The 20,761-nt window shown below is 64.6% G+C and carries 22 protein-coding genes; 7 read left to right on the top strand and 15 right to left on the bottom strand.

Features of this window, described 5'->3' with window-relative positions:
• The first annotated feature begins 18 nt into the window (after nucleotides 1-18).
• From BLV47_RS10805 to BLV47_RS10815, 3 genes are all read left to right on the top strand, one after another.
• Nucleotides 19-501: a DUF4265 domain-containing protein gene (locus BLV47_RS10805; protein WP_092313202.1), complete on the top strand. Its 483-nt coding sequence runs from the start codon at nucleotides 19-21 to the stop codon at nucleotides 499-501.
• A 290-nt stretch (nucleotides 502-791) separates the two neighbouring features.
• On the top strand, nucleotides 792-1,166 hold the full coding sequence (locus BLV47_RS10810; protein ID WP_244168856.1) for a transcriptional regulator: 375 nt from the start codon (nucleotides 792-794) through the stop codon (nucleotides 1,164-1,166).
• Nucleotides 1,156-1,440, top strand: coding sequence for a helix-turn-helix domain-containing protein (locus tag BLV47_RS10815; protein WP_015636246.1), 285 nt, complete (start codon nucleotides 1,156-1,158; stop codon nucleotides 1,438-1,440). The genes BLV47_RS10810 and BLV47_RS10815 overlap by 11 nt, the downstream gene beginning before the upstream one ends.
• Before the next feature lie 162 nt (nucleotides 1,441-1,602).
• Here the strand turns inward: BLV47_RS10815 and BLV47_RS10820 are convergent, their stop codons facing one another.
• From BLV47_RS10820 to BLV47_RS10830, 3 genes are all read right to left on the bottom strand, one after another.
• Nucleotides 1,603-3,795, bottom strand: a complete 2,193-nt coding sequence (locus BLV47_RS10820) for a TonB-dependent siderophore receptor (RefSeq protein WP_092313205.1) — start codon at nucleotides 3,793-3,795, stop codon at nucleotides 1,603-1,605.
• 234 nt (nucleotides 3,796-4,029) lie between these two features.
• Nucleotides 4,030-4,278, bottom strand: a complete 249-nt coding sequence (locus BLV47_RS36715) for an Arc family DNA-binding protein (RefSeq protein WP_092313208.1) — start codon at nucleotides 4,276-4,278, stop codon at nucleotides 4,030-4,032.
• Between the two features lie 268 nt (nucleotides 4,279-4,546).
• Nucleotides 4,547-5,938, bottom strand: coding sequence for an aldehyde dehydrogenase family protein (locus tag BLV47_RS10830; RefSeq protein ID WP_092313211.1), 1,392 nt, complete (start codon nucleotides 5,936-5,938; stop codon nucleotides 4,547-4,549).
• A 101-nt stretch (nucleotides 5,939-6,039) separates the two neighbouring features.
• On the opposite strand from BLV47_RS10830, the gene ptrR reads away from it, so the two are divergent.
• On the top strand, nucleotides 6,040-6,918 hold the full coding sequence (gene ptrR / locus BLV47_RS10835) for a putrescine utilization regulator PtrR (RefSeq protein WP_092313214.1): 879 nt from the start codon (nucleotides 6,040-6,042) through the stop codon (nucleotides 6,916-6,918).
• A 12-nt stretch (nucleotides 6,919-6,930) separates the two neighbouring features.
• Here ptrR and BLV47_RS10840 read toward each other — a convergent pair whose 3' ends face one another.
• The 5 genes from BLV47_RS10840 to BLV47_RS10860 all read right to left on the bottom strand — a co-directional run bounded on the left by BLV47_RS10840 (nucleotide 6,931) and on the right by BLV47_RS10860 (nucleotide 11,441).
• Nucleotides 6,931-7,551, bottom strand: coding sequence for a LysE family translocator (locus BLV47_RS10840; protein ID WP_092313217.1), 621 nt, complete (start codon nucleotides 7,549-7,551; stop codon nucleotides 6,931-6,933).
• A gap of 100 nt (nucleotides 7,552-7,651) precedes the next feature.
• Nucleotides 7,652-8,374 carry a CPBP family intramembrane glutamic endopeptidase gene (locus tag BLV47_RS10845; protein ID WP_092313220.1) on the bottom strand — a complete coding sequence of 241 codons (723 nt, stop codon included), beginning with the start codon at nucleotides 8,372-8,374 and terminating at the stop codon, nucleotides 7,652-7,654.
• A 93-nt stretch (nucleotides 8,375-8,467) separates the two neighbouring features.
• Entirely contained in the window at nucleotides 8,468-9,151 is a 684-nt protein-coding gene (locus BLV47_RS10850) for a hypothetical protein (RefSeq protein WP_092313223.1), read from the bottom strand.
• A 166-nt stretch (nucleotides 9,152-9,317) separates the two neighbouring features.
• A complete protein-coding gene (locus BLV47_RS10855; RefSeq protein WP_092313226.1) occupies nucleotides 9,318-10,346 on the bottom strand; it encodes a hypothetical protein in 1,029 nt (342 codons plus the stop codon).
• Nucleotides 10,347-10,442: 96 nt separating this feature from the next.
• On the bottom strand, nucleotides 10,443-11,441 hold the full coding sequence (locus tag BLV47_RS10860; protein WP_092313229.1) for a bile acid:sodium symporter family protein: 999 nt from the start codon (nucleotides 11,439-11,441) through the stop codon (nucleotides 10,443-10,445).
• 85 nt (nucleotides 11,442-11,526) lie between these two features.
• On the opposite strand from BLV47_RS10860, the gene BLV47_RS10865 reads away from it, so the two are divergent.
• Nucleotides 11,527-12,324, top strand: coding sequence for an AraC family transcriptional regulator (locus BLV47_RS10865; protein WP_092313232.1), 798 nt, complete (start codon nucleotides 11,527-11,529; stop codon nucleotides 12,322-12,324).
• Between the two features lie 152 nt (nucleotides 12,325-12,476).
• Here BLV47_RS10865 and BLV47_RS10870 read toward each other — a convergent pair whose 3' ends face one another.
• From BLV47_RS10870 to BLV47_RS10885, 4 genes are read right to left on the bottom strand one after another with little or no spacing between them, the layout of a single operon-like run.
• On the bottom strand, nucleotides 12,477-12,929 hold the full coding sequence (locus tag BLV47_RS10870) for a response regulator (protein WP_092313235.1): 453 nt from the start codon (nucleotides 12,927-12,929) through the stop codon (nucleotides 12,477-12,479).
• Nucleotides 12,926-15,253, bottom strand: a complete 2,328-nt coding sequence (locus BLV47_RS10875) for an ATP-binding protein (RefSeq protein WP_092313238.1) — start codon at nucleotides 15,251-15,253, stop codon at nucleotides 12,926-12,928. The genes BLV47_RS10870 and BLV47_RS10875 overlap by 4 nt, the downstream gene beginning before the upstream one ends.
• Nucleotides 15,250-15,918: a response regulator gene (locus tag BLV47_RS10880; RefSeq protein ID WP_092313241.1), complete on the bottom strand. Its 669-nt coding sequence runs from the start codon at nucleotides 15,916-15,918 to the stop codon at nucleotides 15,250-15,252. The genes BLV47_RS10875 and BLV47_RS10880 overlap by 4 nt, the downstream gene beginning before the upstream one ends.
• Nucleotides 15,915-17,075, bottom strand: coding sequence for a sensor histidine kinase (locus BLV47_RS10885; RefSeq protein WP_092313244.1), 1,161 nt, complete (start codon nucleotides 17,073-17,075; stop codon nucleotides 15,915-15,917). The genes BLV47_RS10880 and BLV47_RS10885 overlap by 4 nt, the downstream gene beginning before the upstream one ends.
• A gap of 172 nt (nucleotides 17,076-17,247) precedes the next feature.
• On the opposite strand from BLV47_RS10885, the gene BLV47_RS10890 reads away from it, so the two are divergent.
• On the top strand, nucleotides 17,248-17,766 hold the full coding sequence (locus BLV47_RS10890) for an SgcJ/EcaC family oxidoreductase (RefSeq protein WP_092313247.1): 519 nt from the start codon (nucleotides 17,248-17,250) through the stop codon (nucleotides 17,764-17,766).
• A gap of 57 nt (nucleotides 17,767-17,823) precedes the next feature.
• On the opposite strand, the gene BLV47_RS10895 is transcribed toward BLV47_RS10890, so the two are convergent.
• The gene (locus BLV47_RS10895) at nucleotides 17,824-18,825 is read right to left on the bottom strand and encodes an AraC family transcriptional regulator (RefSeq protein ID WP_092313250.1); all 1,002 of its coding nucleotides are present in this window, start codon (nucleotides 18,823-18,825) and stop codon (nucleotides 17,824-17,826) included.
• Between the two features lie 250 nt (nucleotides 18,826-19,075).
• Between BLV47_RS10895 and BLV47_RS10900 the strand changes: the two genes are divergently transcribed.
• Nucleotides 19,076-19,849 carry an EAL domain-containing protein gene (locus BLV47_RS10900; RefSeq protein ID WP_092313253.1) on the top strand — a complete coding sequence of 258 codons (774 nt, stop codon included), beginning with the start codon at nucleotides 19,076-19,078 and terminating at the stop codon, nucleotides 19,847-19,849.
• A 54-nt stretch (nucleotides 19,850-19,903) separates the two neighbouring features.
• On the opposite strand, the gene BLV47_RS10905 is transcribed toward BLV47_RS10900, so the two are convergent.
• Entirely contained in the window at nucleotides 19,904-20,293 is a 390-nt protein-coding gene (locus BLV47_RS10905; RefSeq protein ID WP_244168858.1) for a YceK/YidQ family lipoprotein, read from the bottom strand.
• 66 nt (nucleotides 20,294-20,359) lie between these two features.
• Nucleotides 20,360-20,680, bottom strand: a complete 321-nt coding sequence (locus tag BLV47_RS10910; protein ID WP_092313259.1) for a YceK/YidQ family lipoprotein — start codon at nucleotides 20,678-20,680, stop codon at nucleotides 20,360-20,362.
• Nucleotides 20,681-20,761 lie beyond the last annotated feature (81 nt).

Here is a 20,761-nt window from a genome sequence, read left to right on the forward strand (position 1 = left end):
GAAACTGTGGAGCCCCGTATGGATGACAAGCAATCCCCTGTGCTGATCCAGGTGTACATGGCCGATGACGATGGCGCCGTTCGCGAGGAATTGCTGGCGCGGCGCATCGATGAGCATACCTACGAGTTGCTGTCCTCGCCGGGGCTGGCGCAGAACCTGGCGCGGGGCGATATCGTTTCAATCCGCAATCCCGATGCGCCGGCGCAAGTGCTGAAGCGCGGCGGGAATTTCTGCATTCAGATCTATGCCGATTACATTGATCCGGCGGTGGTCAGTGGGCTTGAAAGCGAGGTCGCTGGTGAGCTGGGCGGAACCCTGGATGGGCTGTTCGAGGGGAACCTGTCATTCGCTGTTCCCGCGAGGAATGGCATGGACCGTATCAATGCGGTGTTCGATCGCTTCCGCGAGCAAACCGGGATTGAGTGGTACTACGCCAATGTCTATAAAAACCTCGATGACGATGAGGACGAGACGCTGTTGAACTGGTGGTTGGACTGCTGATCTTCCTTGGGGCTGCCGCCAGACCGACCAAGTAACCGACCAAGTAACCGATCAAGCAGGTTGGCAGCTTCGAGTCGTCGCAGAGTGATGCACCTAGACTTACCACGGCTCTCTTGAGGACACCTTCGCCGGTAACCCGGCTCCGACCCCGTAAGGCAAATCTGTATTTTCGGTAAGCAGTGGCTGCCCTCGATGATTGCGGCCACCCTCGGTGATGAGTAGATCAAACGTCCACCCCTTGCGATGCCTGGTTGCGGCAGGGGTATTGGTCTTTCCAGCGCCAGCAGGTTGTGTCGGACGAATGCCTGTCTGTTCGTCTGTACGGCCTTGCCGTAGATGGTGGAGCCAAGTATACCGTTATCGAAACCGAGGTCTTCAAGCGCTACGCCGAGCCGATCTGGAATGACACCGAGCGCTTGGAATTCATCACCTGGTTGGTCGCAGACCCATGGGTTGGAGACGTCATCCCCGGTACCGGAGGGCTGCGCAAGGTGCGCTGGTCGTGCAGTGGCATCGGCAAGCGCGGCGGCACACGAGTCATCTACTACAACCTGCTTTCGGAAGGTCTTATCTGGTTGCTGATCGTCTACACCAAGGCGAAGTTAGACAACCTGCCCATCGGCTTTCTGAATCAATTGAAAGAGGAAATCAGGCATGGACCATGAACTGCAGCAGTTTCAGAAGGATTTGCTGACTTCGGTGGGCCAGATGAAAGCCGGCAAGGCGGCGCGTGCAACGGTGGTAAAACTGTCCGGGGCGGCAGAGGCTCGGGCTAAGGTGGGGCTCTCTCAGAGTGCGTTCGCCACGCTGTTGGGGGTCAGTCTGCGTACACTGCAGGATTGGGAGCAAGGCCGGCGCCAGCCGACAGGCGCGGCTCAAACGCTGCTGCGTGTGGCCAGCCAGTACCCTGAAGCCTTGCGGGCTTTGCAGCCGGTTTGATGGCGAGTAGACCAGGCGCTGACAAGCCGGTCTTGATGACCGGCTTTTTTGTGTATGCCTGACAGATTCGCATAGTCACTGGTTTGCCAGCGAGGGTGTCCTTGAGACTGCCTTCGCCGGCAAGCCGGCTCCTACGGGAGAGGTAGGAAGGGGCCGTCTGCCTTAGAAGTTCACCGAAGCACTCAACCGCGCCGTCAGCGGCGCGCCCTGGAACAGGTAGTCGTCGCCCATGTATTCCCCGGCGTCGCGCCAGTAGCGTTTGTCGAACAGGTTGTCCACGGTCAGGCGGAACACGGTGTCGTAGCCATCAATGCGGGTGCTGTAGCGGCTGCCGATGTTGAAGATGGCGTAGGCGCCGGTGGCGACGTTGCCCTGGCGGTCGGCGTACTTGCTGGCGCTGTATTGCATGCCGCCCAGCAGGGCCAGGCCGTCGAGCCAGGGCAGGGCGTAGTCGCCTTGGAGGCTGGCCCGCAGGCGGGGGACGTTGAGGGTTTGATGGCCTTCGTAGGCCGGGGTGCCGGTGCCCTCGACCCGGGAGCGGATCGCCGCGACGCTGGCGGCAATCTGTAGGCGCTGGGTGGCCCAGCCGTTGGCGGAGAGCTCCAGGCCGGTGTTCTTTTGCTGGCCCTGCTGGACATAGGTGAAACCGCCAGCGGCATCCGGGCGTGAGTACTGGTAGGCCTGGCGCATCTGGAACAGGGCGGCGGTGAAGCTCATACGCTGCCAGTCGTACTTGATGCCGGTTTCGATTTGGCGGGAGACGGTGGGGGCGAGGGTGTTGTAGGCGTTGCTGGCGAACCACGGGGCCTGGCCACCCAGGGACAGGCCCTTGCTGTATTGGGTGTACAGCGAAATGTTGTTGATCGGTTTGTAGATCAACGCGGCCTGAGGCAGGAATACATAGCGTTGGGTGTGGCGCTGGGTGCCGTCCTGACTGTTGAAGGCTTTTTCATCCAGGCGCACTTCACGCCCGCCGAGAACCGTCTGCCACTGTTCGTTGAAGCTGATGCGGTCGCTGAGGAACAGGCCGTATTGGCGGCTGTCCAGGCGCCGATGAGAGTCACCGAGTGGGCCGTCGTAGGGGGCAAAGTGCCCGGGTTCGCTGTCGATATTGCCACTGCCGTTGCCGTTGTCGACGCGGTGCATGACCTGATCGCGATTGTCCACCACGCGGCGAAACGCACTGGTCCCCACGTTCAACTCATGGCCCAGGCCCGCTGCGTCGAAGCGACCATTGAGTACCGCCTGCACTTCATCGTTGCGCCGGGTGTCGTCGGGGCTGCGGAAGTCGTAGATGTCGTAGTCGCCTTCCGGGCTGAAGTAGTTGCCGTTGGCATTGATGCAGCCAGTGGTGCAGCCTCCCCAGGCAAACGAACTGTAGTCATCGATCACCACCTTGCTGCGCGACGCACTGAGGGTGCCCTTCCAGTCATCGTTGAAGCGGTATTCGAAACTGCCACCGATGTTCAGCGATTCATTGGTCACCGGCTTGGAGCCGCTCTGATGCCCCAGGAGCTTTTTCGGCGAGGCGTGGTGGGGCAGGCTGGAACCGCCCAGTAGCTGATAGCCCGGTGCCGAGCGCTGCTGCTTGTTCTGGTATTCGATATCCAGCTGCAGCAAGGCATCGGGACTGATGTTCCAGTCCAGGGCCAGGGAGGCGAAGTCGCGCTGGCCATTGGTGTGCTCCACATAGGAGTGCAGGTCTTCATGGGCCAGGTTGGCGCGCAGGCCGAACTGCTGTTCGCTGCCGAACCAGCCACCGACATCGGTGGCCAGGTAGCCGCTGCCACGGTCGTCGGTGGACACGGTCACCGAACGGATATCCGTGGGCCGCTTGGTCACGTAGTTGATCAGGCCACCCGGTTCGCTGACGCCGCTTTGCAGGCCGGACAGGCCCTTGAGCAACTCCACTCGCTGCTTGTTTTCCAGGGCCACGTTCTGCTCGCCGGCGATGGTGCGGTTGTTGATCTTGTAGCTGCTGGCGGCGTTCAGCGAGAAGCCGCGCACTTCGAAGTTTTCGTAGTAGCCCACCGGCGCGTAGCTCTGGCCCACCGAGGCGTCGTTCTTCAGCACGTCGCTGAGCAACCGGGCCTGCTGGTCGAGGATCATGTCTTCATTGATCACGCTGATGGCGGCTGGGGTGTCCAGCAGCGGCGTTTCGCTGAAGCCGCCCACCGAGGCGCTGTCGGCTTGGTAGCCGGAAGGCGCTTGCGTGCTGATGGTCTGGGTTGGCAGTTCGGTGGCGGCGTTGGCCACGGCGTGGCTGCCGGCCAGCAGCAGGCCCAGGGTCAGGCGATGGCTGGGTAAGCCGACGCTGAGGACGGATGAGCGGGACGTCGGGTGAGCGGGGGGCATGAATTTTCCTTGAGGGCACCACGGCCGGCAGCGTAAGGCCGGGCAGGCCCTTGAAGCAGCGGGTGGGCTTGGGCAGTAGCGGGGCAGCGCAGCGGGTATCCGGTTTACAGGCGGCTGTTGCAGGTTCGCAGCATCGGGCGGGCGCCATCATACAAGCTGTGGCGAGAGGGTAAAGGCACAGGGCCGGCTGGCCGCACTGGCGGATGCCGACCCTGATGGTTGGAACAGGCTGGGCTACGAGGTGGGCTGATCGGAATTCATCTGCAGGGATTCGATCTGCTGTTCCAGGGATTCGATCTTGCCCAGCAGGATAGTGATGAGCTTTTCGTCGTGGCCTCGGGCGTCGGAGGCGACCAGGGACTTTTCCAGGCGGTCGACGATTTCGTGGTTCATGCTGCGGTTTTCCTGCTTGGCGATGCGCTTGACTTGGGTGTGAAGCTCACCAGGCAGGCGAACAATGAACTTTTGGGCGGGGGCGCACATGCCGGACCTCGGGTGATATCAAAAAGAAACATCATAGAAAGGTCGGGGCAGGCAGGGCTTCAAGAAAATTCTGAAAAAACAGTAGGATCGGGCTTGGTTTCGCCGAGCAGGTTTGGCCACCCGCCGGGTCGAATCTGGGCATTGCGCCGCATAAATCCAGGCCGCTCAATCAAGAGCCGGGGGAGAGGGCGCCAGCACCCTCTCGCCACCGCTGAATGTCCATTTGCAACAAGGCCTCTGGCCGATGGCTGAGGCCCCGTGCCCGACCTCAACGCCGATCCAGCCACACCGTCTGCGCGTTGCAGAATTCGCGCACGCCGAAGTGCGACAGCTCGCGCCCGAAGCCGCTTTTCTTCACCCCGCCGAAGGTCACCCGAGGGTCGCTGGCGCTGTAGCCGTTGATGAACACGCCACCGGTTTCCAGTTCGTCGGTCATCTGCCGGGCCCGCTCCAGGTCCTGGGTGAAGATCGTCGCGGTCAGGCCGAACTCGCTGTCGTTGGCCAGTGCCAGGGCGTGCTCGGCATCCCGGGCGCTGATGATGGCGGCCACCGGGCCGAACAGTTCCTGCCTGAAGGCGGTCATCTGCTCGGTGACGTCGGCCAGCACCGTGGGTTGGTAATAGTTGCCGGCGCCTGCGACCTTGTCGCCGCCCAGCAGCAGGGTGGCGCCTTCGGCCAGGGTGGCCTGGACCTGCTGGTGCAGCTCATCGCGCAGGTCGAAGCGGGCCATGGGGCCGATGTAGGTGTCGCTCACCAGCGGGTCGCCCATCACCAGGGCGCTGGTGGCTGCGACGAATTTGCGGGTGAACTCCGCGACCACCCCTTGCTCGATGATCAGGCGCTTGGCGGCGGCGCAGACCTGGCCGGTGTTCTGGTAGCGGCCGATCACCGCGGCCTTGACCGCTTCGTCGAGGTCGGCGTCGTTGAGCACGATAAAGGGATCGGAGCCGCCCAGCTCCAGTACGCATTTCTTCAGCGCGGCGCCGGCCTGGGCGCCGATGGCGATGCCGGCGCGCACGCTGCCGGTCAGGGTCACGGCGGCGATGCGGCGGTCGGCGATGGCGCGGGACACGCCGTCCGGGGTGACGTTGAGCAGCTCGAACACGCCTTCAGGGAAACCGGCGCGCTGCATGACGTCCAGCAGCAGGTAGGCACTGCCCATGACGTTCGGCGCGTGCTTGAGCACGTAGGTATTGCCCGCCAGCAGCGCCGGCACCGCGCCGCGCAGCACTTGCCAGATCGGGAAGTTCCACGGCATCACCGCCAGCAGCGGGCCCAGTGGGCGGTACTCGATGCGCGCCTTGTTGTTTTCCACCAGGGTCGCTTCCGGGGCCAGCATGGCCGGGCCGTGCTCGGCGTACCACAGGCACAGTTGGGCGCATTTTTCGATTTCGCCGCGGGCCTGGGGCAGGGGCTTGCCCATTTCCAGGCTGATCATGCGCGCCATGGCCTCACTGTTGTCCCGCAGGGCTTGAGCCAGGGCGTTCAGATGGCTGGCGCGTGCGGCGACGCTCTGGCGTTTCCACTGGGCGAAACCCGCGGCGGCGCGCTCCAGGGTGGCGTCGGTTTCAGCCTCGGACTGGTAGGGGTAGGCGCCGATCTGCTCGCCGCTGGCCGGGTTGATCGACAAGGCGTGGGTGTGGCTGGAAACAAGGGTCATGGCACCGTCCTGCTTGGGTGGGAATGACGGCAGGTTACGGTGCTGGCTCTTTGCTGAAAACTGAATAATATTGAGCAGGTCGTTCACGTTTGGAGAATGTTGTGGATCTGGTCCAGTTGGAAATCTTCAAGGCCGTTGCCGAGCAGGGCAGCATCAGCGCTGCGGCGCAATTGATCCACCGGGTGCCGTCGAACCTGACCACGCGGATCAAGCAACTGGAGCAGGACCTGGGGGTGGAGCTGTTCATCCGCGAAAAAAGCCGCCTGCGCCTGTCGCCCGCCGGGTGGAACTTCCTCGACTACGCCCGGCGCATTCTCGATCTGGTGGCCGAGGCGCGCCTGACCGTGGCCGGCGAAGAGCCCCAGGGCCCGTTCGCCCTGGGCTCCCTGGAAAGCACCGCGGCGGTGCGCATCCCGGCCTTGCTCGCGGCGTACAACCAGCAATACGCCAAGGTCGAGCTGGACCTGTCCACCGGCCCCTCGGGGACCATGATCGAAGGCGTGCTGTCCGGGCGTCTGGTGGCCGCGTTCGTCGACGGTCCGGTGCGCCACCCGGCCCTGGAAGGGCTGCCGGTGTTCGAGGAAGAGATGGTGCTGATCGCGCCCCTGGGCCACGCCCCCATTACCCGAGCGCGGGAGGTCAATGGCGAAAGCATCTACGCCTTTCGCGCCAACTGCTCCTACCGCCATCACTTCGAAAGCTGGTTCACCCAGGACGCGGCGGTGCCGGGCAAGATCCACGAAATGGAGTCCTACCACGGCATGCTGGCCTGCGTCAGCGCCGGCGCCGGGCTGGCGCTGATGCCCCGCAGCATGCTGGAAAGCATGCCCGGTTGCGCCACGGTGAGCGTCTGGCCGCTGTCGCCGCGTTTTCGTTTCCTGCGCACCTGGCTGGTCTGGCGGCGCGGCACCGTGTCTCAGAGCTTGAGCAGTTTTGTGAAGTTGCTGGAAGAGCGGGGCGCGGTGCTGGCTGAGATTTGAGGGGAGCGATGTTCAACGCCTGCTCAAGGCCAAGCGAGCCGCAAACAGTACGAAGATCATCCCTGTGGTGCGGTCCATCCACTGGATCACCTTTTCCCGCTGCAGCACACCCGCCAGGGGCCGGGTGGCGGCAATCAGCAGCAGCGACCAGACCAGCCCCAGCACCACGTGAATGCTCACCAGGCCAAAGGTCCACAGCACCAGTGGCTGCCCCTGGGGAATGAACTGCGGCAAAAAGGACACATAGAAAATCCCCACCTTGGGGTTGAGCACGTTGCCCAGCAGGCCCTTGAGAAACCAGTTGGCCCCGGGTTTTTCAGCGGTGCCAGCGGGGGCAAAGGTGCGGCGCGGGCGCAACAGCATGTTAAGCCCCAGCCAGGCGAGGTAGGCGGCGCCGCAGTACTTCAACAGATTGAAGGCCAGCTCCGACACCGCAATCAGGGCCCCCAGGCCGAAGGCCACGGCCGCTCCCCAGAGCAGGCAACCGGCGTTGATCCCCAGCGCCGCGCGCAGGGCCTGGCGTTTGCCTTCCACAGTGGCGGTGCGCAGCACCAGGGCGGTGTCCAGGCCCGGGGTCAGGGTCAGCAGGGTGGCGGCCAGGGTGAAGGCCAGGAGATTCTCGGTGATCGACATGGGGCAGGTTTCGACGTGAGGTTGCGGGCAGGTTAACAGGCCACGTGCATCGCCGCTTGTGCTGTTTCAAGCACCGGGCGAGTCCTGACTGAAACGCCGATCAGCCATAGAGTTCGGCCAGTTTGAAGGCCCAATCAGCGCTCAGCGCGATGACCTCCAACAGCATGTGCAGCAGTATCGGGACCGACACTGCGCCACTGGCTATGCGCGCGATAGCAAGCACACAGCCACAGGCAAAGAGCAGTGCGATGGACGTCCAGTTGTCGTACTGGGTGTGGACCCCGGCAAAAATGGCCGACGTCGCGATCACGGCAATCCATTTCCAGAGCTGGCTGCTCTCATACGGAAACAGCCGCAGCAGGTAATGGCGGAAATACAGTTCTTCGAGAATCGGTGGCAGCACAATCAGTGAGGCGACTTTGATCAGGGTTTGCCGAGTGTCGAGCCCCGTCAGCAATTCGTTCATGAATGCTTCTTGAGGCAGCGAAATAAACATGATGATGACGCCACACAGGGCATAGAGCGCGATGAGAGATAGCGCGCCCATTTTTAATGGCTGGATGAATGTTCGCCCGCGCAACTGCGCGGCCAGGCCGGAACGGTACTGGATGGCGAACAGGATGGACAGGGAGAGGGCGGCAGCGCCACTGATGATGACGAACACCAGATAACTCTGCATCACGGTCGGCATCAGCAGGATGCCGGGTACTCCCGACAGGATGTACAACAGGGTCGCCAGAATGAACAGGCCGACCCTGGGAAAGAACCGGTAGGTAGAACGCTCAGGGGCGCAGACCCCAGGCGGGGAAAACAGATGAGTCACAGTCACTCCATGAATGTGGGATAAGCGGGGCGGCATAGTGCCACTGTCGGCGGTCGCCGGGAACCGCTTTCAGATGGCACTTGCAAAGGATATTCAGCCTTTGCGCTTGACCAGCGCCAGGTACACCCCCGAGCCTTTCCCGGGTTCGATGTAGTTCGCGCCGTCCAGGTCGGCTATCCGGGTTGGTCTTATCTCCAGTTCCAGCTCCGGCGCGCCTTCGTACCATTCGTTGTTGTCGTTCAGTCCTCTTTCGAAGGCATCGAGAAATGCCTGGCAACTGTCGAACTGGCCATAGCTGTAGTTGCCTTGCTGGTCGCTGTAAAAGCGTGAGTAGCTCAGCAGCACGATGCCCCAGCGCTCGATGCGCTCACCGGGACTGGTGCGGGGGATCTGCTTGACCAGGTCCTTGCGGATTTCCCAGGTCTTGTAATAGGCATTCTTGTTGTTGTGCACCACCTTGAACTCGATGGCGGTCGAGGGCTGTTCGCCGTAGCTGTCCTCGACCCAGATATCCACCTTGCGTCGTTCTGCGGCGATCAGCCAGCGCGGCACGTTGCTGCGCGCAACGCTGATGTTGCAGGGGCGATAGTCGTCGCGTTGATCCAGCAGGCCGCCGAGATCGAATTGTTCGCGGTGGATGTCCAGCAATGCCGCCGACTCCAGGCTCAGCCACAGCTCCGGAGCGGTGGTGACCATGATGGATTTGAGGATGCGCTGGCGTTCGTCTTTTTTCAGGTGATTGAGCAGCAGCTCGGTAAAGCCGGGAACAAAGGACATGGGATCTCCTTATCAGGTCCGAATAGGTGGAGCTGTGAGGTGGATGCCTATCTGTAGGAGCGAGCTTGCTCGCGATGGCTTCGACAGCGCTGCAGGTTCCCTGTGAGCGCGGGTTATCGTTGAGGTTCTTCGCGAGCAAGCTCGCTCCTACAGGGGCCGCCGGTGTTCAGTATGGGCCGCGAGGTTCAGGGATGCCCAGTTGCTGTTGCCGGGCCTCGATCTGTTGGTCCACGGCGCGTTTGCCGCTGTGCAGCTTCAGGTGCTGCACGCTGGCCGGCAGTTGTGTGTCGAGCAGGGTCAGCAGATCTATCTGTGGGGTCTTGATCAGGCGCAGGTCGGCGATGGTCGAGCTGTGCAGGTGGTTGATCGCTCCCAGGTTCTTCAGGTTGATCAGGCTCAGCTTGCGCAGCTGCGGCGCACCGCCGAGGTCCAGTTGGCCGAGTTGCGCCTGGTCCTCGATCTTCAGCACTTCAAGCTGTGGAAAGCCGTCCAGGTCCAGGCGGTTGAGGCCGCGGACCCGCAGGATGTCCAGTTCCTTAACGTGCGGGTTGCGCAGTTCCGGCATGCCCTCGCGGCTGCCGAAGCTCACCGACAGGCTGTGCAGGCCGGACATGCCGGCCACCATGCCCAGGGGCGTCTTGGCCGGCATGCGGTGCAGGTCCAGGTGGCTGATGCCCGGGCATTGGCTGAGCACGTCCAGGTGATGGCTTTGCACACTGAGGGACAGGGTGTGCAGCTCGGGCATGGCGGCCAGCGGTGCCAGGTCGATGGCGGGGCCCTTGTCCAGGGAGAGCCGCAGTTGTTGCAGGTGCTTGAGGTTGCGCAGGGCCAGCAGCCCGGGCAGGTTGGCGCTGATCACCTGCAGGGCAAATTCCCGAAGCAGGGGCAGGCTGCCAATAGCCTCGTAATGCTCCAGGGCATCGAGGCAATCCAGGCTCAGGGACTGGACATGGGGCAGGGCCAGCAACACCCGGGCATCGAACGCGCTACCCGGGTAATGGCTATAGAAACGCACATTAAGGCGCTCGCCGAAACGGGCGCAGAGTGTGTCGAGCTGACTCAGCAGTTCGCCGTCGTACTGTTCGGCCTTGGCGAACTGGACGATGACCTGGGCCTGGTCATCGGCCTCCAGGCGGGCGCTAACCTGCGGTTCCAGGTCGGCTTGGCTGGGGGCTTGAATTCGATGGGGAAACATCAGCGGTCCTTGATGATTTTCGCCGCGGCATCATGCCATTGCGCAATCCTCACGGCCATCGACCCGGCCAACTGCCGGGCCGCCCGGCAGCCAAGGTCATGGGTCGACCTGGCCCATCAGTTCGGCCACCGATTCCGGGCGCTTGGCATAACGCTGGGCCAGTACCGCGCAGACCATCAGCTGGATCTGGTGGAACAGCATCAAGGGCAAAATCAGCACGCCCAGGGTGCTGCCGGCGAACAGCACCTGGGCCATGGGCACGCCGGTGGCCAGGCTCTTTTTCGAGCCGCAGAACAAGATGGTGATGCGGTCTTCCTGATTGAAACCGAACAGCTTGCCGAGAAAGCTCGACGCCAGCAGCACCAGCGCCAGGAGGATGCAGCAGGCCACCACCAGACCGCCCAGTTCCCATAGCGGGATCTGATGCCAGATGCCTTCATTCACCGCCTCGCTGAAGGCGCCATAGACCACCAGCAGGATCGAGCCCTGGTCGACGAAGCGCAGCCAGTTCTTGTTGCGCCCGACCCAGGCGCCGATCCAGCGCCGGGCGATCTGCCCCGCGATGAACGGCAGCAGCAGTTGCACGCTGATCTTGATGATCGCATCCAGGGTCGAGCCGCCATCGCCGTGTACGTTCAGCAACAGGGTCACCAACAGCGGAGTGAGGAAGATCCCGAACAGGCTCGACGCCGCAGCGCTGCAGATGGCCGCCGGAATGTTGCCCCGGGCCAGGGAGGTGAAGGCGATCGCCGATTGCACCGTGGCCGGCAGGGCGCACAGGTAGAGCATGCCCAGGTACAGGTCGTGGCCCACCAGCGGCGACAGCAGCGGCTTGAGCGCCAGGCCCAGCAGCGGGAAGAGGATGAAGGTCAGGCTGAACACCAGCAGGTGCAGGCGCCAGTGGCCGGCCCCGGCAATGATCGCCTCGCGCGAGAGCTTGGCGCCATGCAGGAAGAACAGCAGGCCGATGGCGAGGTTGGTCAGCCAGCCGAAGCCCACCGCGACCGCGCCGCTGGCGGGTAGCAGGCTGGCCAGCAGCACCACGCCGATCAGGGTCAGGGTGAAGTTGTCGGGCAAAAGACGGGAGCGAGTCATAGCGGTTTCATCCGGGGGTTGCCAAGTGCAGTGGGGCGACTCTAACGTGGCTGCGCTTTACCGACTAACGCCAAGGAGCCCATTAATGCCGCCTAAAGGACATGAAAAGATCGTCCGCCGCAGTATTCCCGGGCTGCCGAGCCTGCCGCGACCGGTGTACGGGCGCACCGAATCCTTGCCCAACCGGGCCCTGACCCGGCGCCACAGCCACCCCTGGGTGCAATTGTCCTATGCGATCCAGGGCGTGCTGGAGATCCAGACCCTTGGCGGACGCTTTGTCGCCCCGCCGCAGCGCGCGGTGTGGATTCCCGCCGGGGTGCCGCACCGGGTGTTCAGCTCGCCCCGCACCGAGATGCGCAGCCTGTACCTGGATTGCAGCGTCACCGCCTGGGCCGCCACCGACAGCTGCCAGGTGCTGGCGGTCAGCAGCCTGCTGCGCGAGCTGATCCGCGCCTTCAGCGAGTTGCCGGTGGAGTATGTCGAGGACAGCGCCGACGGGCGCCTGGCCCAGGTGCTGCTGGACCAGCTGGCCGCCGCGCCGCAACTGGACCTGATGCTGCCGCTGCCGCTGGATGCGCGCCTGCGCACGATCTACCGCAGCCTGCAGGCACATCCGGAGCAGGCGACCACCCTGGGCCAGTGGAGCCAGAAGCTCGGGGTCACGGAGAAGACCCTCAGTCGCCTGTTTCTCAGGGATACCGGGCTGACCTTTCGCGCCTGGCGCCAGCGCCTGCGTCTGCTCGGCGCGCTGACCCCGCTGGAGCAGGGCGAGCGGGTCACCGATGTGGCCCTGGCCTGCGGCTATGACTCGACCTCGGCGTTCATCGCCGCGTTTCGCCAGCAGTTCGATGCCACACCGGGTGAATTCTTCCGTGATTTATGACGGCACGGCCACCGAATCCTGTAGCCGCTTCCGCAGGCTGCGAATGTGTGGCGAAGCAACCGCAGGGCAGGCGTCGAGGATTGTCAGGAAGCGGGTAGGGGGCTGCTGCGCAGCCCATCGCAGCCTGCGGCAGCGGCTACAGAGTGCGGTCCTCAGGTTCTTGATGGGCGCAGCAGTTCGATCTGCTCCGGCGGCACCAGGGTGCGCAGCCTTTTGTACAAGGCCCGGGTTTCCAGCAGGTTCCAGATCCGCAGCAGGGTTTCCAGGGCGTCCAGCGGCTTGCTGATGAAGTCCCGCGCGCCCAGGGCCAGGGCCCGCAGGCGGGTGTCGCGGGTGGCGTCGGCAGTGAGCACCAGGATCGGCAGGTAGTCGTGGGCCGGGATCCGCCGATTGAGCTGTTCGAGCACGGCAAAGCCATCGAACTCGGGCATGTGCAGATCGAGGATCACCAGGTCCGGCTCGAAGCTGTTGAACAGCTCCAGGGTGCGCAAGGGCTGGGTGCTGCTCAGGACGTTGTGCAGGCCTTCGCGGGCCAGCAGCTGCTCCATCAGGTCAAGGTTGGGGCGCTGGTCATCGATGATGAGGATGCGCATATCGGCACTCATAGGGGCTCCGCTAGACAGGCATCGAGGTGGGCGAGGAACACCGGGATGTGGATCGGTTTGCTCAGGATCGCCGTGGCCCCGGCCTCGCGCAGGGCGCGCTGGGTCGGTTCGCTGGCATCGGCGGTGATCATCAGGATCGGCGTGCTGGCGGTGCTGCTGGAGGCTCGTAGCCGTTGCAGCACTTCCAGGCCTTGCAGGTCCGGCAGGTGGACGTCCAGCAGGATCATCTGCGGCGCGTGCTGGCGCGCCAGGTCCAGGCCCATCTGGCCTTGCATGCTCGACAGCAACTGAATGCCCGGGCGTCGTTGCAGCAGGGTTTCGATCAGCGCCAGGCTTTGCAGGTTGTCCTCGATGCACAGCACCTTGCCCTGGTAACGGCTGGCGGCCGGCACTGCGGCAGGTGCTAGTGCCGGGGCCGTGCAGGCGGCGACTGCAGGTGCGTCGGGCAGGCTCACGTAAGGCAATTCCAGGGTGAAGCGGCTGCCGCTGCCGGGCGTGCTGTGCACGCTCAGGCTGCCCTCCATCATTTCCAGCAGGCTCTTGCTCAGGGCCAGCCCCAGGCCGGTGCCTTCGACCCTGGGGTCGGCGTCCAGGCGTTCGAACGGTTTGAACAGCAACTCCAGGCGATGGGCTGCGATCCCGGCGCCGGTGTCGATCACGCTCAGGCGCAGGCGCGACTGCTCGATTGTCACTTCAATGCTGACCTGGCCACCCGCACGGTTGTACTTGATGGCATTGGACAGCAGGTTCAGCAGGACCTGGATCAGGCGTTGGCGATCGGCAATCACCCCGCTGTCGGCGGGCAGTTCCGGCAAGGCGCTGAGCTGGATGCCGGCGTCGGTGGCCATCGGCGACACCAGGGTCAGGGCCTCATGCAGCACCGCTGCCAGGGGCATGGGTTCGACGTTCAGCGGCAGGCGCCCGGCTTCGATGCGGGCAATGTCCAGCACCTCGTTGATCAGCCCCAGCAGGTGCTGGCCGGCCCGCAGGATATGCCCCACCTGGGGCCGCTGGCCGGCGCTGGAGTCCATGTCCAGCAGTTGGGCGAAGCCGAGGATGGCATTGAGCGGGGTGCGCAGTTCGTGGCTCATGCGCGAGAGGAATTCGCTCTTGGCACGGCTGGCGCTTTCGGCTTCTTCGCGGGCGGTGCCCAGGGCGATTTCCGCGGCGCGGCGGTCGGTGATGTCCCGGGTGATCTTGGAAAACCCCCGCAGGGCGCCGCTGGCATCGTATTGCGCGGTGATCACCACGCTGGCCCAGAAGCGGCTGCCGTCCTTGCGGCAGCGCCAGCCTTCTTCCATGTAGTGGCCGTTGGCGGTGGCTTCGCGCAGGGCCATGTCCGGGTGCTGCGGGCATTCTTCCGGCAGGTAGAACAGGGAGAAGTGACGGCCGATGATTTCCTGGTCGCGGTAGCCCTTGATCCGTTCGGCGCCGAAGTTCCAGGTGGTGACCATGCCGGCGGTGTCCAGGGCGAAGATCCCGTAGTCCTTGACCCCTTCGATGATCAGGCGCAGGCGTTCCTCGTTGTCGCGCAGGGCGCGCTCGCGTTCGGCCAGCAGTTGCCCGGCCTCCACCAGGCGCGTGCCCAGCTGGCCGATCTCGTCCAGCTCCGGGGCTTGCGGCAGCAGGGGTTGGCCCAGGGCCAGGCGCTGGGCGTTGCCCTGGACCTGCTGCACCCGGGTGACGATGCCGCGCGACAGCAACAGTACCGCGACGATGGCGCCGAACAGCCCGCAACCGGCGGCCAGCAGGGTGGCGAACAGCAGGCGCATGCGGGTCGCCGCCGCGGCCGCGGTGCGCTCGGCCAGCAGCGCGTCCTCGTGGATGCGCATGGCGCTGATCTGCTCACGCAGCACGTCCAGCACCTGTTTGTTGTCGATGAGGATCGCGGTCACGGTGGCGCTGTCGTCGCGGCTGCCGTTGCGCAGGGCCACCAGGCCTTCGAGCTTGGTCTGGATCAGCGGGGTGATGCTGTGCAGGTACTCACGCATGCGTGCGTCGCGCACATTGTGGTCCAGGCGTTGCAGGGCCGCTTCGATCTGCGGGCGGGCCTGGAGGTAGGTGGGAAGGAAATCCTCGCTGCGGGTCAGCAGGTAACCGCGCACGCTGGCCGCGGCCTCGGCCAGCAGGGTGTGCACGGTCTGGATATCGCCCTGCACCAGCAGCACCCGGCGCACGTCCTCTTCGGCGCGGGCGGTCTGGCGTTCGGCGCTGTAGATCAGCACCAGGGACAGCAGCAGGATCACCAGGGGCAGGGAGATTACCACCAGCGCCTTGCCGCGCAGCGGCAGGTCGGCCCAGCGTCGGGCGCTGCGCAGGTTCATGGCCACTGCCCGTTGGGCTGGGCCACCAGCCCCAGGGCGATGCCGCGCACCGCCGCCTGGGTGCGGTCGGAGGCGCCGAGTTTGCCGATCACCCGCTCGACATGGGCCTTGGCGGTGCCGGTGGTGATGCCGAGCTTTTCGCCGATCTCGCGGTTGCTGAAGCCGCCGGCCACCAGCCCCAGCACCTGACGCTCGCGGGCGGTCAGGGCCTGGGCCTGGGGCAGCTGGCCGCTGCCGCGTTCGGTCATGCGTCGCAGCAGGCGCGCACTGACCGCGCTATTGAGGGCTTCCTCGCCCTGGGCCACCCGTTGCAGGGCGCCGATCACTTCGTCGCGGCTGGCGTCTTTCAACAGGTAGCCCACGGCGCCGGCGGTCATGGCCGCTTCCAGGTGGTCGGGGCTGTCGTCCATGGTGAAGATCACCACCTTGACCTCGGGCTGGCGCTGCTGCAGAAGGCGCGCGGCCCCCAGGCCGTTGAGCCGGGGCATGCGGATGTCGAGGATGGCGATGTCCGGGCGCAGTTGCTCGCACAGCACCAGGGCCTCTTCACCATCCTTGGCCTGGCCCACCACCTCGAATTCGGGGTTGCCCGCCAGCAGGGCAACGAAACCGGTGCGGGTCACTTCATGATCGTCCGCCAGGACCAGGCGTATCAGGCTACTCATGGCGTTTGCTCCAAGGGTTGCACGGGCACGCTGGCGAGCAGGCGGGTGCCGCTGCCGGAACGGCTCTCGCAGCTGAAGTGGCCGCCCAGCAGATGAGCACGCTCGTGCATGGCGACCTGACCCAGTTGATCGGCCAGCGGGGCCGGCGAGCTGATGAAACCGCAACCGTCGTCGCTGACCCCGAGCAGCGCCTGGCCGCCTTCCAGGGCCAGGCTCAGGTGCACCTGGGAGGCCCGGGCGTGCTTGAGGATGTTGTTGATGGCTTCCTGGGCGATGCGGAACAGGGCGATTTCCACGGCATCGGGCAGGCGCTCTGGCGCGCGCTGCCCCCAGTACACCAGCAGGCCGGCGTCGCGCAGGCGGTCGGCTTCGCGGTCAATGGCCCGCAGCAGGCCGAAGTCGTCGAGCACATGGGGGCGCAAGCCGCCGATCAATTGCCGGCCTTCACCGACGCAACCCTGGGCCAGTTGCAGGATGGTCTGCAGGTCCTGGTGCAGTTCGGCGGGCAACGGCGGACAGCGCCCGGCGAAACCTTGCAGGCGCTGATGGAGTCCGGCCAGGGTTTGCGCCAGGCCGTCGTGCAGGTCATAGGCGACCCGCTTGCGTTCGTCTTCCTGGGCACTGAACAGGCGCTGCACCAGTTCCGACATGCTGCGCTCACGGGCTTGCAGGTCGCGCAGCAGGCGCTGGTTTTCCAGGTGCGCCGCCAGCAGGGTGGCCAGCAGTTGCAGGGATTCCAGGTCTTCGCTGTCCGGGGCGCTGATGGGCACGCTGTTGGCCAGCAGCAGGGCGCCGAAGGCGCGGCCGTCGGCGCGGTGCAGCAGCACCCGCACCGCGGCATCCTGGTTGGGCGGGGGGGCTGGCCACTGTGGGTGATCGGCCAGGGCGCGCAGGCCTTGCAGGCGTTCTTCATGACCCTGGGCCGCGCGGGTGTGGACCACGCCGTCCTCGGCCCATTCCAGCAGCAGCCCGTGGTCCATGGCGGCAAAGGCGCAAGCCCGCTGCACCACCCGCTGGCGCATCTGCTCGGGGGGCAGTTGCAGCAGTTCCTGGCCGGTGTCCACCAGCAACCGCAGGCGCGCGGCGCGGCTCTGGGACTGTCGATACTGGCTGCGCAGGGCCAGGGCGCTGGCGGGGTCGAGGGAAGGGGTGGACATGGCGGTGCTCCAGTACGGCGGCGCTGCGGTTGAACAAAAGCAGGCATTAGACCCGCTGCTGCACGTCACGCCTATCTGCCGAATGGCATAGGTCAAAAGCTCCAGTTGGCCGATGGCGCGGGCGACGACGATGGGCAAAGTGTGGCTCATTGAAACCCACTGGAGACATCGTATGAAACTGAAAACCACTGCCCTGGCCCTGTTTTTCGCCTTCACCGCTCCACTGGCTGTGGCCGCCGAGGTCAAGCCGTATGTCTACAGCGCCGTTGCCGAGCAGCCGCAAGCGGCCCAGGACCGCGAGATCGCCGGCCTGTTCGATCGCTGGAACAGCGCCTTGCAGACCGGCAACCCGCAATCGGTGGTGAGCCTGTATGCGCCGAATGCGGTGTTGCAGCCGACCGTGTCGAACCAGGTGCGCAGCACCCACGCACAGATCCAGGACTACTTCGAGCACTTCCTGGCGTCCAAGCCGGTAGGGCAGATCAACTACCGTGAAATCCGTCATCTGGGCCCGGATGCCGCCCTGGACAGCGGCGTCTACACCTTCACCCTGACCGATGCGTCCGGCAAGGCCGAGAAGGTCCAGGCGCGCTACACCTTCCTGTACGAGCGCATCGATGGCCAGTGGAAGATTCTCAACCATCACTCCTCGGCCATGCCGGAAGCTCAGCCGCAGCTGGTCGCTCACTGATTCACCTTGCGTTCCCTTCACGCCGAGCCTGTGCTCGGCGTTGTCGTTTCCCGCTGCTCACTGCTCGCGGTAGCGCCCCGGGGTCATGCCGAACCAGCGCAGGCAGGCCTTGTGAAAGCTGCTCTGGTCGCGAAAGCCCAGCAGCGCGCCGATGTACTTGACGCTGCGCATGGAGTTGCGCAGGAAGCTGTGGGCCAGCATCAAGCGGGCTTCGTCCAGCAAGGCCGAGAAATGCACGTCTTCGTGTCCCAGGCGACGTTGCAGGCTGCGGGTGCTGACCCCGACCATCTGCGCGATGTTCGGCAGGTCGCTCGGCGCGCCCTGGGCCAGGCGTTCGGACAGCGCTCGGCGGACCCGGGCGGTCATCGAGCCGTTGTGCAGCAGGCTGAGGCGGTTGCGCGCGTATTCCAGGTGCAGCACGTCCAGGGCCGGGTCGGCGGTGGGCAGGGCAATGGCGCAATCCTGGCTGCTGAAGGACAGGCTGTTGTAGGGCGCGCAGAACTGCAGGTTGTCCCCCAAGAGCTGACGCAGTGACGTGGTGTCCAGGGGTTCGGGGTAGGTGAAGCTGGCCGCCAGGGGCCGCAGTTTGTACTGCGGCAACAGCCAGTGCAGCAGGCCCAGGGTCTGGGCCGCGCCGGCGTCGATAAAGGCCCGGGGCATGATCGAGGGTTCGCTGGTCACGTCAAAGCCGATCAGGGTCAGCATCTGCGGTTTGCGTTCCAGGCACATGCAGAAGCCGTTGCTGATCAGGGCGTGGTAATCCACCAGGCGTTGCAGGGCGATGCCCAGGGTGGCGCAGGACATCACCGCATACCCCAATGCCTCCAGGTTGGCCGGATGGGCCTTGCTGTAGGCCAGCAGGCCCAGGTCCGGCTTGCCGGTGCGGCGCACGGCTTCCTGTATCACCTGGTAGACCAGTTCCAGCCTCACGCCCTTGGGGTTTTCATACACATCCCGCAGGCTGCTGCCGAATTGCTTGAGCAAGGTTTCGACGTGGGCGCCGCCCTCATTCATGACATCGGCAAGCACCCGAAAGCTGGCGCTGGTCATTCTATGCATAGGTCTTCCTGGACTGATGGCTAAGTGATGCCGCAGAGGCCATTGGCATGATTGCAATAAACACGGGGCCACAGATGATTCGGCAGTGCCGCGGGTTTCCGAGGACAAGCGAAAGGTATCCAGGAACACTTCCTCAAGGCCTGTGCCAGGGTCGATCATGCTCGGCCAGGGGCCCTTGGGAAGGGTGACGGCCAGCGCGTCGCCTCCGGTTCGCCGCAAGGGTGCCGTTGTCTTGCCCCGGGGAGTTGTCATGCAAAGCGTCAGAGACTTTTATCGTGAACTGGCCCAGGGCCGCCTGATGCTGGCGTTCCAGCCGGTGGTGTGGCTGCCCGACAGCAGCCGGGTGCTGTACCACGAAGGTTTGCTGCGCCACATCGATGCCCAGGGCGGCGAAGTCTATCCTCTGGCGCTGCTGGAAAAACACCAACTGATGCGCGAGCTCGATCACAGCGTGGTGCGCTGCGTGATCGACGCGCTGCAGCGTGACGAACGCCTGCGCCTGGGCTGCAATATTTCCGCTCAGAGCGCGATCATCGACGGCTTCTGGTTGCCGATTCTGCAGGTGCTTCGGGACTTCCCCTCAGTGGCCGCGCGACTGGTGATCGAGATCACCGAAAGCGCCACGCCGCCGAGCATCGAGGCGGCCAGCGAGTTCGTCCTGTGCCTGCGGGAACTGGGTTGCCGGGTGGCCATCGACGATTTCGGCGCCGGCCTTGGCACCCTGGAATTCATCCGCCAGACCCGGCCGGACATCGTCAAGATCGACAAGGGCTACATCCAGCGCGCCCGCGGTGAACTCAACAGCGCCCAGACCCTCAGCCACCTGGTGCAGCTGTGCAAGACCCTGGCGCCCTGCGTGATCATCGAAGGGGTGGAAAGCGCCGCCGACCAGAACCTGGCCACGGCTTGTGGCGGCGAGTGGGGGCAGGGCTATCTGTTCGGTCGTCCGCAGGTGGATCGCCTGGGGTGGCGTTGCCGCCTGGAGCAGCGGACGCCGCCGCTGTGTGCGCTGGATCAGGCGTAGCCCGGTTGCGCCAAGACACGGTGCATGCCCTGGCGCGAGCCCGTCTGACGGGGTTCAGTCAGCCTGCGGGGTGATGGGTGGGGTGTGGGCCGTCGGGTCTTGCACCTCGGCACTGATGGGCAATGCCCCCAGGTCTTCCTCGGACAGCTTCTTCATGTCCACGTGCATGTTGCGCTTGGGCCGTTCCGGCTGGAAGGCGTCATAGGGTAGCAGCAGGGTATCGGCCGCCGCGTCCAGGGGCAGGCTGGCGATCATCAGGATCGGGCACACCACCATCACCCAGCAGCCGCCGGTGAGCATGCGCGCATAGCCCATGTCGTAGCCGGTAAGCAGTTGCGCGTTGGTCTTGGTGGCGCGGTAATAGCGATCGTCGCGCCAGTCCATGCCCTGGGAGCCACGGGCCATGTAGGTGCCGCAGCCAGTCAGCAGCAGGATGTTGAGCAACAACAGGCAATTGATGATTCGGATGATCGGGATTCCATTGAGTATCGAGCCAGCGACGGGTGAGGGTCAGTGATTCATCGCGTCATAGGGCAGCAGCGCGGTGTCGGCCACGGCGTCCACCGGCAGGCTGACGATGGCCACCACCGGGCAGACGATGCTCATCCAGCAGAAGACCGTGGTATAGCCGTCGTAGCCGCTGGCGCCGCGCATGGTCAGCAGTTCGATATTGGCCTGGGTGCCTTTGTAGTAGTCGTAGCCGCTATGGGCATTGGGGGTGCGGGCGATCAGGGTGCCGCAGCCCGCCAGGGACAGCAGGGACAATGTCAGTACAGCGTTGAGCGCTTTGATGATGCCATTCCTTAGCGAGCGGATTTTTGCCGCGCGCATCGTCGCAGAAGCCGAGCGCGCAAGCTAGATAGGGCGCGGATAAATAACAGGACGTAAATAAAAACAGGCCGCTGATCAATA

Origin of the sequence: Pseudomonas saponiphila (genome assembly GCF_900105185.1) — a bacterium.
In the GTDB taxonomy this organism is placed as follows: Bacteria; Pseudomonadota; Gammaproteobacteria; order Pseudomonadales; family Pseudomonadaceae; genus Aquipseudomonas; species Aquipseudomonas saponiphila.